General features: G+C 68.4%; 8 protein-coding genes. 3 read left to right on the top strand and 5 right to left on the bottom strand.

Annotated features, from left to right (window positions below; translation table 11 throughout):
• Window positions 1-170, top strand: a 170-nt coding sequence (locus tag ACFQPB_RS20145) for an aldehyde dehydrogenase family protein (RefSeq protein WP_382227180.1), incomplete at its 5' end; no start/stop codon positions are given.
• Here the strand turns inward: ACFQPB_RS20145 and ACFQPB_RS20140 are convergent.
• From ACFQPB_RS20140 to ACFQPB_RS20130, 3 genes are read right to left on the bottom strand one after another with little or no spacing between them, the layout of a single operon-like run.
• A complete protein-coding gene (locus tag ACFQPB_RS20140) occupies window positions 136-1,230 on the bottom strand; it encodes a GGDEF domain-containing protein (RefSeq protein WP_382227173.1) in 1,095 nt (364 codons plus the stop codon). The genes ACFQPB_RS20145 and ACFQPB_RS20140 overlap by 35 nt on opposite strands.
• Before the next feature lie 31 nt (window positions 1,231-1,261).
• Window positions 1,262-2,356 carry an HDOD domain-containing protein gene (locus ACFQPB_RS20135; RefSeq protein ID WP_382227170.1) on the bottom strand — a complete coding sequence of 365 codons (1,095 nt, stop codon included), beginning with the start codon at window positions 2,354-2,356 and terminating at the stop codon, window positions 1,262-1,264.
• 47 nt (window positions 2,357-2,403) lie between these two features.
• Window positions 2,404-4,221, bottom strand: a complete 1,818-nt coding sequence (locus tag ACFQPB_RS20130) for a methyl-accepting chemotaxis protein (protein WP_382227167.1) — start codon at window positions 4,219-4,221, stop codon at window positions 2,404-2,406.
• A gap of 104 nt (window positions 4,222-4,325) precedes the next feature.
• On the opposite strand from ACFQPB_RS20130, the gene ACFQPB_RS20125 reads away from it, so the two are divergent.
• Entirely contained in the window at window positions 4,326-9,032 is a 4,707-nt protein-coding gene (locus ACFQPB_RS20125) for a PAS-domain containing protein (RefSeq protein WP_382227164.1), read from the top strand.
• Here the strand turns inward: ACFQPB_RS20125 and ACFQPB_RS20120 are convergent.
• Together ACFQPB_RS20120 and ACFQPB_RS20115 are read right to left on the bottom strand one after the other, a co-directional pair.
• Window positions 9,014-9,970 (bottom strand): diguanylate cyclase domain-containing protein, encoded by a 957-nt coding sequence (locus tag ACFQPB_RS20120; protein WP_382198685.1) that lies wholly within the window; start codon window positions 9,968-9,970, stop codon window positions 9,014-9,016. The two genes, ACFQPB_RS20125 and ACFQPB_RS20120, sit on opposite strands and share 19 nt — an antisense overlap.
• Before the next feature lie 76 nt (window positions 9,971-10,046).
• Complete coding sequence (locus tag ACFQPB_RS20115) at window positions 10,047-11,174, bottom strand: PQQ-dependent sugar dehydrogenase (protein ID WP_382227161.1); 1,128 nt, start codon at window positions 11,172-11,174, stop codon at window positions 10,047-10,049.
• Between the two features lie 171 nt (window positions 11,175-11,345).
• On the opposite strand from ACFQPB_RS20115, the gene ACFQPB_RS20110 reads away from it, so the two are divergent.
• Window positions 11,346-12,233: a DMT family transporter gene (locus ACFQPB_RS20110; RefSeq protein WP_382227158.1), complete on the top strand. Its 888-nt coding sequence runs from the start codon at window positions 11,346-11,348 to the stop codon at window positions 12,231-12,233.
• Window positions 12,234-12,248: the final 15 nt, after the last annotated feature.

Below are 12,248 nucleotides of genomic sequence, written 5' to 3'. Positions count from 1 at the left end.
CCGAGGCGCTGGAGTACGGCATGGTGGGCATCAACGTGGGCATCCTCGCCACCGAACACGTGCCCTTTGGTGGCGTCAAGCAGTCCGGCCTGGGCCGTGAGGGTTCGCACCACGGCATGGACGACTACGTGGAGATCAAGTACCTCTGTGTGGGGGATGTGCTGCGCTGAGTGGCGGTGCTTGGCCAGCGTCTGAGCCGGCCAGGCCCACTCCTGCGGTTGTGCCCGATGCCTTGCGCTCCCGCTTGACCGCGTACATGGCGGCATCGGCCTGATCGAGCGCCTGCCCGGCATCGAGCGTGGCCGGCGCCACCACCGCCAGGCCCACACTGGCCCCGGGGTAGTCCAGCACCCGACCACGGACCACAAACCGGCCCTGGGTAGCGGCGATCACACGCTGCAGAAAGGCCGCGCCAGCGGCCTGGGCCTGTTCGGCATCGGCCGGCCCTTGCCCGATCACCACAAACTCGTCGCCACCGATGCGGGCGGCCAGGTCTTCGTCGCGCAGGCTCATCTGCAGGCGCTGCCCCATCTCGATCAGAAACGTGTCGCCAGCGTCGTGGCCGTGGGTGTCGTTGATGCGTTTGAAACCATCCAGATCGAGAAACGCGATCAGGAGGTGGTTGCCGGTGCGTTTGCCGTGGGCCAACATGCGGGCCAGCTCGCTGAGCAGGGCCCGGCGGTTGGGCAATCCGGTCAGCGTGTCCGTTCGGGCGTGGTGCGCCAGCTGTTCGTTGGCCTGCAGCAGCTGGTGAAGGAGTTGCTCGCGTTCGATGTGCTGGCCAATCAGCGTCGAAAACAGGGCCAGCAAACGCTCGATGTCGGGGTTGCGGGCGTGGCTTTCGGTGCTGGCCACACACAGGGTGCCGTACAGCGCATCGTTGCCCAGTCGCACCGGCACGCTCACGTAGGTCTGCAAACCCAGCGCCTGGGCGGCGGCGGAATCGGCCCAGCGCTGCGCGACATTCGATTCGAAGGGGTGCCCCTCGTCCAGCGCACGTTTGCACAAGGTGTCGCCCCAGGGCACCGCCAAGCCCTCAGGGATATGGAGGGTGCGCGTGTTGTGAGCGAACAGGACGCGCTGTTCGTCCCGGTCGACATCGATCACGGTGAGGTAGGCCGAATCCAGATCGCTGATGACCTGCAGCATCTCCAGCAATGGGCGCGTCAATTCCTCCAGGGATCGTGCCGAGGTGACGGACGTGACGAGCCGATCGAGGAGTGCGTCCATGGGCCATTATGGGCAGGCAGCCCACGGGATATCAAGCACGGGGGAACGGGCCGAGCAGCTGTTGCACCTCTGGCGTGAGCCACCAGGCCTGGAGCGCCGCACACCGTGCGGGGCTCAGACGGGCGCGCAGACAGGCGATGTCGTCTGAGGTGTCGGTGGCCCAGTCCAGCGGCGGCGGCAACGTGCCTGTGGCCGGGTCCGCCGCCCGCTCGCTCAGCCACACGCACAAGGCACACAAAGCCAGCGCCTCGGCGCGGCCATCGGTCGGCCAGGGTGGCGCCTCGAACACCAGCCACCCGATGTCGGCCGCATCGTCCACCACCCCATGGGGCAGCCCCCAGTGGCCCATGAGCAGACGCCCCAGCTCGGCCGCGCACAGACCCACCAGCTGTTGTTCTGCCTCGGCCCGCTGGGTCGGCGGGCCGTTGGCGAGCGCGGGCAGCTGCTCGGCGGGGGCGCTGGCCAGCACGGCCAGACGCCCTAGAAACGACAACAACACGGCACTGGACCAGCGGCCGGCATCGGCCAATGGCCAGGCACTGGCGGCCCGCGCCATCAGTTCACTGGCCAGGGCGCTGGCCCGCCACAGGCGGTCTATCGCCTGCTGCCGTGGCGCCTCGCTGGTCTTGAAGGCGGCAATGAAGATGTAGCGCAGGCAAGTGATGCGCACCGTGGTGAGGCCCAGGTAGGTGACCGCCTGCGCGATGCTGTTGACCGGCTGCGGCAACCCGTAGAACGGTGCGTTGACCGCCTTGAGCACCCGCGCCGCCAGCAGCGGCTCACCGGCCACCAGGTCGGCCAGTTGGCGGGCACTGGCCTGGTTGACGAACTCGGGCGAGAGCAGCTGATCGAGCAAACGCGAGGGACGCGGCACAGCCACGTGGGCCGCCAGCAGCTGTTGCTGCTGCTCGGTGCTCAGGTCGTTGGCACGCAAGGGCCTGAAGCGGGGCAGGTTCAGCGGCGCATCACCGGTCGGGGCGGGCGCCCCCACGCTGGAGGGCGGTTCGTGTGATGTCTGCGGTGTGGGCACACGTGCCGGAGCACCCTGCGGTCGCGCCCCTAGGCGCTGGCGCAACAGCCATCCGATGGCGATCACGGCCACGCCCAAGCCCACCCACAGTTCCATGCTGACGCCCTTTCCGGCTCTCCACCAGGCCACCTGGGGTCAGCGTATCACGGCATGCCGACCTTGAACTGACCCACCGTGCGGGCCAGGTGTTCGGCCTGGTCCTTGAGGCTGGAGGCCGCAGCGGCGCTTTGCTCCACCAGCGCGGCGTTCTGCTGGGTCATCTGGTCGAGGTTGCCAATCGCCGCACCCACCTGGGTGATGCCCGAGCGCTGTTCGTTGGCCGCCGCCGAAATTTCCTGCATCATCTGCGAGACCCGGCGCACCTGGTCCACGATGTCCTGCATGGCCACGCCGGTTTCATTGACGAGGGCCGAGCCGGCGTCCACCGCCTGCGAGGAACGCCCGATCAGCGCCTTGATTTCCTTGGCCGCCTCGGCGCTGCGTTGGGCCAGCGTGCGCACCTCACCGGCCACCACCGCAAAACCCCGGCCCTGCTCGCCGGCCCGCGCCGCTTCCACGGCGGCATTGAGCGCCAGGATGTTGGTCTGGAAAGCGATGCCGTCGATCACGGTGATGATGTCGTTGATCTTGCGCGAGCTGTGGGTGATTTCCTCCATGCTGCCCACCACCCGCGCCACCACCTCGCCACCCCGCGCCGCCGACTCGGCCGCACTGGCCGCGATGCGGTTGGCCTCCTCGGCGGTCTGGGCCGACTGCGTCACCGCCCCGGTCATTTCCTCCATGGTGGAGGCGGTTTCTTCCAGGCTGGACGCGGTCTGCTCGGTGCGGGCCGACAGGTCGTGGTTGCCAGTGGCAATTTCGTCGGACGCCTGGTGCACCGACTGGCTGGTCTGGCTGATGTCCACCAGCGTCGCGCGAATCTTCTCGACAAAGTTGTTGAAGCCCTGGGCAATGCGGGCCAGCTCATCGTGGCCCTGCACCTGCAGGCGCCGCGTCAGGTCGCCGTCGCCCGAGGCCACGTCCTGCATGGCCTTTTCCAGTCGGCCCAGGCCGGCCACGGCGGTGGCCACCACGGCAGCTGCCACCAGCACGCTGATGACCGCCACCACCAGGCCGCCCAACAAAGCATTCACCAGCAACTGCCGCAGCCCGGCCAGCGCCTCGCTCCGGTGCAGCGCCACCACCAGCACCCAATCGGTGCCCGCAATGGGTGTGGCCAGCAACAGGCTGTCGGTGCCCTGGATGTCCATGCGCGTGAGCTGCCGGCTGTCCACCATGGCGCCCACACCCGCCGCGTTCAGGCCGGGTGCCAGGGCGGTCGCCTCCTTGAGCACCAGGTCCAGCGTCTCGTGCACCAGCACCTTGCCGCCGCGCGAGACGATGAAGGCGTTGCTCGACGGTGTGGGGTGGATGGCCGTGACGCTGCTGGCCACCACGTCCATGAACACATCGCCCGCCGCCACCGCGGCGGTCTGTGCCCCGTCCTTGACCGCCACCGCAAAAGTCATCACCAGCTTCTTGCTGCCGGCGTCCACATAGGGTTCGGTCAGCGCCACCCCTTGTGTGGCCGACGCCTGCGTGTACCAGGGCCGCGCGGTCGGGTCCCAGTCGGGCGGCAGGTTCTGTGGGCTGGAGAAGATGGCCTTCTTGCTCGCGTAGCCGATGTAGGTGGTGTCAAACCCGCCGCTGCGCACGCCCTGGGTGAGCGCGGGCAGCGGGTCTTCCACCGCCGTGGCCGGCGCCAGCGCCGCCACCACCGCCGCCCGGGTCTTGACCCATTCGGCGATGCCCGCCGCTCGCGCTTCTGCCAGCGCCTGGGTGCTCTGCGTCAGCGTGGCCATGGCCGAGCTGCGCACCGTGAAGAAGTTGAAAGCCGAGACGACCGCCACACTGAGCACCACCAGCACCGCGGTGGTCACGATCAGGCGCAACTTCAACGACAGCTTGGCGAAGGCGTTCATGGCGGGCCTTTCTGTGGCTAGGATAGAAACATTATGTCAAGCATTGTCAAATTTCAACACACTCCCCGACAAACTTTGATCGGGGTTTCAACGCGGGCACCCCGATGACCCGCCCCACCCGCTGGCGTGGCGCCTGGCCCCAGGCACTGGTGGCGGTGGTGGGCGTTGTGATCAGCCTGGTGGTGGCTGCCTCGGTGGCCAGCTACAACCGACAGCAGTCGCAGGAGCGGTTCGAGCGCCATGCCGAGCGCATCGACAAGGAGGTGCGCCAGCGCTTCCGGCTGCCCTTGTTCGCGCTGCAAGGCGCCGCTGGCCTGCACGCGGGCAGCGGTGAGCTGCGGCTGTCGGAGTTCCGCGCCTTCATCGCGGCGCTCAATCTTGAGCAGTCGTTTGCCGGCATCCGGGGGCTGGGCCTGATCGAGCGTGTGCCCCTGGCCGACGTGACCGGGTACGAGGCCCGCGTGAGCGCGCAGGACGGCCCCGGTTTTGCCGTCCACGAACTCGCGCCCAGCGCCTTGCCAGAGCGCTACGTCATCCGCTATGTGGAGCCGCTGCGCGACAACCTCTCGGCCCGGGGGCTGGACGTGGGCAGCGAGGCACTGCGTCGCGAAGCCATCGAGCGCGCGATCGACAGCGGCCAGCCCACCCTGACCCAGCCTGTGGTGCTGGTGCAGGACGGCCGCCGCAGCCCGGGCTTTCTGATGTACCACCCGGTCTACCGCCCGGTCAACGGCAAAGCCCCTGGCAGTCCCCCCGAAAGGCGGGCCCAGCTGGACGGTGTGTTCTACGCGCCCATCATCGCGTCCGAACTGCTGGGCGACGTGGCCGCCCTGGCCGACGGGCTGGTGGACTTCGAGCTGTTTGCAGGGCAGCGCACCGACGACCTGCAACGCCTGGTGTACGACAGCGACCACCACCTCAGCAACCCGGACGCTGCACCCGCCGGCGGGCGGGCCTTTCACCTCACCCGCCCACTGAACCTGCTGGGCCAGCCCTACCTGCTGCAGGTCAGCAGCACGGCCACGTTCGACGCCACATCAGGCGGCGCGGTGGCACCGCTGGCGCTCGCGGCCGGTCTGCTCATCAGCGCCTTGTTGACCTACCTGGTGCGCGTGGTCACGCTGGGGCGCGAACGGGCCGAACAACTGGCCACACGCATGACGCTGGACCTGGACCGGCTGGCCAAGGTGGCGCAGCGCACCTCCAACGCCGTGGTGATCACCGACGTGGCGCGGCGCATCGTGTGGGTCAACGAAGGTTTTGAGCGCCTCACCGGCCACAGCGCGCAGGATGCCCTGGGCCACCTGCCCGGCGAGCTGCTGCAACTCGACCACAGCGACCCCGGCCTGCTGCGGCGCATGCGCGCGGCCCTGACGGATGCGCAGTCCTTCCAGGGCGATCTGCTGACCCTGCGCGATGGCAACAAGCACTGGCTGCAGGTGGAGATACAGCCCTTGCGCCATCCCGACGGCAGCCTCAACGGCTTCATGGCGATTGCCGCCGACATCACGACCCAGAAGCAGGCGGAGCAGGCCTTGCGTGACTTCAACGAACGCATGGCGCTGGCCGCCGACAGCGCCGGCCTCGGGGTGTGGGAAATCGACATGGTCAGCGGCCAGCGCATTTGGGACGCGCAGATGTACCGCATGTTTGGTGTGGCGCCCGACAGCCCGCAGGCCGAACCCCTGGGCATCTGGCGCCGCTGCCTGCACCCCGAAGACCGCGAGCGCGTCAATCGCTCGCTGGCCAACGCCCTGGCCGGCGGGGCGCCCTTTCAGGCCGAATTCCGCATCGTGCGCGACGACCACAGCGTGCGCCACCTGCGCGGGGCCGCCCACGTGGTGCGCGATGCCGACGGCCGCGCGCTGCGCATGATCGGCCTCAACCACGACGTGACCGAACAGCGCCAGCTGGAGCAGGACCTGCGCGACCAGAACGCGCTGATGCGCACCATCCTGGAGGCCTTGCCCTGTGGCATGAGCGTGTTCAACCACAAGCTCGAACTGGTGGCCTCGAACGCCGAGTACAAGCGGCTGCTGGGTTTTCCCGACAGCTTGTTCGAACGCCAGCCGCCGCAGTTCGAAGACTTCATCCGCTACAACGCCGAACGCGGCGAATACGGCAGCGGCGACATCGAGGCCACGGTGGCCGACATCGTGGCGCGTGCGCGCGGCGAAGCGCGACCACACCGTTTCGAGCGCGTGCGACCGGGCGGCATCCCGCTGGAAATCCAGGGCGCGCCCATGCCCGGCGGTGGTTTTGTCACCACCTACGTGGACATCACCGAGCGCAAGCAGGCCGAACAGGCCATCGCACAAAAAGAGGCCTTGCTGCGCGGCGCCATCGACACCGTCAACGAAGCCTTTGTGCTGTACGACCCTGACGACCGGCTGGTGTTCTGCAACGAAAAATACCGCGATCTGTACGCCGCCTCGGCCGACCTGATCGTGCCCGGCGCACGCTTTGAAGACATCATCCGCAAAGGCGCCGAACGCGGCCAGTACGCCCAGGCCATCGGCCGCGTCGACGACTGGGTGGCCGAACGCATGGCGCAACACCGCGCCGCCAACACCTCGCTGGTGCAGCACCTCGACGACGGGCGGGTGGTGCGCGTCATCGAACGCCGCATGGCCGACGGCCACACGGTGGGCTTTCGCATCGACATCACCGACCTGGTGCGTGCCACCGAGGCGGCCGAGGCGGCCTCGCGCTCCAAGAGTCAGTTCCTGGCCAACATGAGCCACGAGATCCGCACCCCCATGAACGCGGTGCTGGGCATGTTGGCGCTGTTGCGGCGCAGCGCCCTCAACGCGCGCCAAGCCGACCACGCGGCCAAGGCCGAAGGGGCGGCGCGTTCGCTGCTCAACCTGCTCAATGACATCCTGGACTTCTCCAAGGTGGAGGCCGGCAAGATGACGCTGGAGGCCCAGCCCTTCGAGGTCGAAGCCCTGCTGCGCGACCTGGGTTTGGTGCTGGCCATGAACGCCGCCGGCAAACCGGTGGCGGTGCTCTACGACATCGACCCGGCCCTGCCGCCCGTGCTGGTGGGCGACGCGCTGCGCCTGCAGCAGGTGCTGGTGAACCTGGGGGGCAACGCGGTGAAATTCACGCTCCAGGGCGAGGTGGTGATTTCGATGCGACTGGCCGCCATTCACCAGGGCGTGGCCCAGGTGGACGTGGCCGTTCGCGACACCGGCATCGGCATCGCGCCTGAAAATCAGCGCAAGATCTTCAGCGGCTTCACCCAGGCCGAAGCGGACACCACGCGCCGCTTTGGTGGCACCGGGCTGGGCCTGGCCATCAGCCAGCGGCTGGTGGCCCTGCTGGGCGGTGAGTTGTGTCTGGACAGCACGCCGGGCCAAGGCAGCCGCTTTCACTTTCAGCTGGCGCTGGCCCTGCCCACCGAAGCGGCGCCACCGGTGGCGGCTCGGCGGCCACTCTCAGGCCGGGTGCTGGTGATCGACAGCCATCCCGTGGCACGCGAACTGCTGGCGCACATGCTGTCGGGCCTCGGCGCCCAGGCCGAGACGGTGGGCCACGGTCAGGGCGCGCTGGACCGGCTGGCCCAGGGCGAGCGATTTGAGGCCTTGCTGGTGTCGGCCACACTGCCCGACATGGACGCCACCGCCCTGTGCCACGCGGTGCGGCAACATGGCCCCGCGCCGGGGCCACGCTGTTGGGTGCTCACCGACCACGGGCACGAGCCGCCAGCGGGCGAGGACGGCGCCATTGCCGGCTGGTTGACCCAACCCGTGACACCCGGCACCTTGTGCGAGGCCCTGCGGGCGACCCGAACGCCCTGGCTGGCACACAGCCACGCCACCTCTCGGTTGCAGGGGCTGCGGCTGCTGCTGGCAGAGGACAACCCCATCAACCAGCAGGTGGCACGCGAACTGCTGGAAAGCGAAGGCGCGCTGGTGACGGTGGTGGACAACGGCGCACTGGCGGTGCAGGCCGTGGGCCAGCCCGGCACCCGTTGGGACGCGGTGCTGATGGACCTGCAAATGCCGGTGATGGATGGGCTGAGCGCCACCCGCCAGATCCGCCAAACCCATGCGGCGCACGCGCTGCCGGTGGTGGCCATGACGGCCAATGCCACCTCGGCCGACCGCCAGGCTTGCCTGGACGCGGGCATGAACGAACACGTCGGCAAGCCTTTTGTGCTCGACCAGTTGGTGTCCGTGTTGCGGGCCGTCACCGGCGGCGACAGGGTGGCCGCAGCGCCGGCGCCCGCCGCTGCGCCACCGGCCACCCACCAGGCGCCGGCCCACATCGACGCCGGCGCGGCCATCGCCCGGCTGGGCGGCCGGGCCGATGTGTACCAACGCATGCTGCAGGCGTTTGTGTCCGACAGCCCGTCCAGCAGCGCGGCGCTGCGGGCGGCCTGGGACAGCGGCGACACGAGCGAAGTGCAGCGGCAACTGCACACGCTCAAAGGCTTGGCGGCCACGCTGGGGCTGGACACCCTGGCGCAGACGGCGGCCACGGCGGAACACGACCCCGACAGCACCCCGGCGGTGTTGGCCCAGTGGGGCGACACACAGACCCAAGCCGACGCGCTGGCGCGTGGTCTGGCTTTGCCGGCGCCAGCCCCCATGGCAGCAGCGTCAGACAGCGCGGCCTGGCGCGACGCGTTGCGGCACCTGTTGACGCTGTTGCGCAGTTCGGACATGGGTGCCACCGACGCCGTCGAACGCCTGGCGGCACAGATGCCCGTCCAGCACAGGGCCGCGTTGGCCGAGCTGCAAGCGGCGGTGGCGGTGCTGGATTTCGAGCGCGCGCAGGGCCTGTGTCAGGCCTTGCTCGATTGAGGTTCGGCGCGGCCCAACGCACGCCCACGCCCGCCGTGTTTGGCACGGTACAGGGCGGCGTCGGCGTCTTGCACCAGCGACTGCTCGCCGTCTTCCAGCGGCGGTGTGGCGGTGCCCACCCCCACACTGACGGTGACCACCTGGGCGGCACCCGAAAACGCGTGTGGCAGCGCCAGCTCGCGCACACACAGCTCCAGCCGGTCGGCCAACATCAGGGCCGCGTTGTGGTCGGTTTCGGGCAGCAGGCAGGCGAATTCCTCACCACCGTAACGCGCCACCGTGTCGCCCGGACGTTGCAGGTGGCGGGTGAGCGCCCGCACCACCTCACGCAGGGCCTGGTCGCCTGCCGGGTGCCCATAGTGGTCGTTGTAGGCCTTGAAGTGGTCCACGTCGATCATCAGCAAAGACAGCGGTGCGCCACTGCGGCGCGCACGCGACCACTCCATGGCCAGGCGCTGGTCAAAGTAGCGCCGGTTGTAGCTGTTGGTCAGCGGGTCCACAAACACCATGTCGCGCAGCAGGTCCGACTGGAATTTGAGCATCAGGTGCGTCTTGACCCGCGAGCGCACCACACGCGGGTTGATGGGCTTGGAGATGTAGTCCACGCCGCCGGCTTCCAGGCAGCGCGATTCGACGTCGTCGCTGGTGTGGCCGGTGACAAAAATCACGGGCAACTCGCGCGTCACCGGATCGGCCTTGAGCTGCTGCAACACCGCGAAGCCGTCCATGCCGGGCATTTCCACGTCCAGCAACACCAAATCGGGCAAACGTTCGTGGCACAGGCGCAGCGCGGCCTCGCCGCTGGTGGCCATGAGCACCTGGCAGTCGGGCGCCAGGGCGCGGTACAGCACCTGGATCTGGATGGCCTGGTCGTCCACCACCAGCAGGCGAGGCTGGCGAGGCAAACCGGCCAGAAAGTCGCTTGTCTCCGGTTTCATGGCGGCACGTGTGGGGTGTTTTATTGAATGCAACGGGGCGAAAACAACCCCAGACCCGCATTGTGCACGCCTGCGCTCAGCCGGGCGGCAGCACGCGGATCAGGCGCCCTTCGCGCTCGTCGGTGAGCAGGTACAACAGGCCGTCCGGCCCCTCCTTCACGTCGCGCATCCGTTGGCCCAGGTCAGTCAACAGCCTGTGTTCGCGCAACACCCGGGGTTGTGGGCCGGCAATGTCCAGCTCCAGCCGGGCCAAATAGCGGAACTTGAGCGAGGCGACAAACAACTGGCCCTGCCAGTCGCTGCCGTAGCGCTTGCTGCGCAGAAAGACCATGCCGGCCGGCGCAATCGACGGCGTCCACTGGTGCAGCGGCTGCTCCATGCCGGCTTGGTGGGTGAGGCCTTCGCCGATCTTGCCGCCGCCGTAGTTCTCACCGTAGGTGATGACGGGCCAGCCGTAATTTTTGCCCGCCTCGGGGCGGTTGATTTCGTCGCCACCCTGTGGGCCGTGTTCACCCACCCACAGGCGGTTGTCCGGCCCCCAGGTCGCACCTTGTGGGTTGCGGTGGCCCCAGCTCCAAATTTCGGGCAAGGCGCCGGCACGCCCCATCAGCGGGTTGCCCGGTGCGGCGCCGCCCTGCTTGCGCAGGCGCACCACCTTGCCGTGGTGGTTGTCCAGCGTCTGGGCATCGGCCATGCGGTGGAAGCGGTCGCCCAAGGCCAAAAACAGAAAACCGTCGGGCGACTCGACGATGCGGCAACCAAAGTGCAGGCGGCTGGCCACCTTGGGGCGCTGGCTGAACAACACCTTCCATTGCTCCAGCCGGCGCCCATCGTCGGACAGCCGCGCGCTGCCCAGCGCGGTGGAATTGCCGCTGCCATCGGCTGCGGGCTCGGCGTAGCACAGGTACACGCGGCGGTTTTGGGCAAAGGCGCTGTCGGCCACCACGTCGAGCAAGCCCCCCTGCCCGCCCGCTTCGATGGCGGGCAGCCCGGTGATGGGTGCCCCCACCTCGCCCGTGGGTGACACCCAGCGCAGCCGTCCGGGGCGTTCGGTCACCAGCACACCGCCGTCCACAAAGGCCATGCCCCAGGGGTTTTGCAGCCCGGTGGCCACCACCTCGGGGCGCACCGCCTGGGCCTGTGCGGCCCAGGCCAAAACCCACCCCAACACGATTCCCATGAGTTGCCGCTTGCTGTTCCACATGGCCATCTCCTGACGCAAAAAACCATTGTGAACGATGGCCCTCATCGCCATCGACGATGGGCCCACAGCCCCAGGGCACAAGGGGGCTGTGCTAGTCTCACGCGCTGTTTTTGTTGTACCGGCCCGCACTGCACGCGCCGCTTTTTGCGCCCCTTTGTCCGTGACCTGTTCGTGACCTCCTCGCGCTCCCTCACCACCGGTTTGTTGCTCGCCAGCGCGGGCTCCATTGCCTTCAGCGGCAAAGCCATCATCGTCAAGCTCGCCTACAGGCACGGCGTGGACGCGGTCACGCTCATCATGTACCGCATGTTGTTCGCGCTGCCGCTGTTTGTGGCCATGGCCTGGTGGGCCAGCCGCGGGCAACCGGCGCTGAGCACTCGCGACCGCTGGGGCATCCTGGGCCTGGGCTTCAGTGGCTACTACCTGGCCAGCTTCCTCGATTTCTGGGGCCTGCAGTACATCAGCGCCAGCCTGGAGCGGCTCATCCTTTACCTCAACCCCACGCTGGTGCTGGTGCTGGGCTGGCTCATGTACGGGCGGGGCATCACGCTGCGCCAAGGTACGGCCATGGCCATCAGCTACGCTGGCGTGGTGCTGGTGCTGGGGCACGAGGTGCAGTTTCAGGGCGGCTGGGGCGCGGTGGGCGCCCTGCTGGTGTTTGGCAGCGCGCTGAGTTATGCCATCTACCTCGTCTACAGCGGCGAGATGGTCAAGCGCCTGGGCTCGCTGCGGCTGGTGGGCCTGGCCTCCACCGTGGCGTGCCTGTTGTGCATTGCCCAGTTCGTGTTGCTGCGGCCGCTGGACGCGGCCCTGGTCGCGCCGCCCGTGATTTGGCTGTCGGTGCTCAACGCGGTGGCCTGCACCGTCACACCGGTGCTGCTGGTGATGATGGCCATCGAACGCATCGGCGCGGGCCTGACCGCCCAGACTGGCATGATCGGCCCGCTGTCCACCATCGCCATGGGCGTGGTCTTGCTGGACGAACCTTTCAATGCGTGGATCATCGCCGGCACGGTGCTGGTGATGGGCGGTGTGGTGCTGGTCACCCGCGCGCGCTGACCTTTTCAACTTTCA

This window comes from Hydrogenophaga atypica, from assembly GCF_042665215.1.
Lineage (GTDB): Bacteria > Pseudomonadota > Gammaproteobacteria > Burkholderiales > Burkholderiaceae_C > Hydrogenophaga > Hydrogenophaga defluvii_A.
This window is presented reverse-complemented; position numbering and strand designations above follow the sequence as displayed.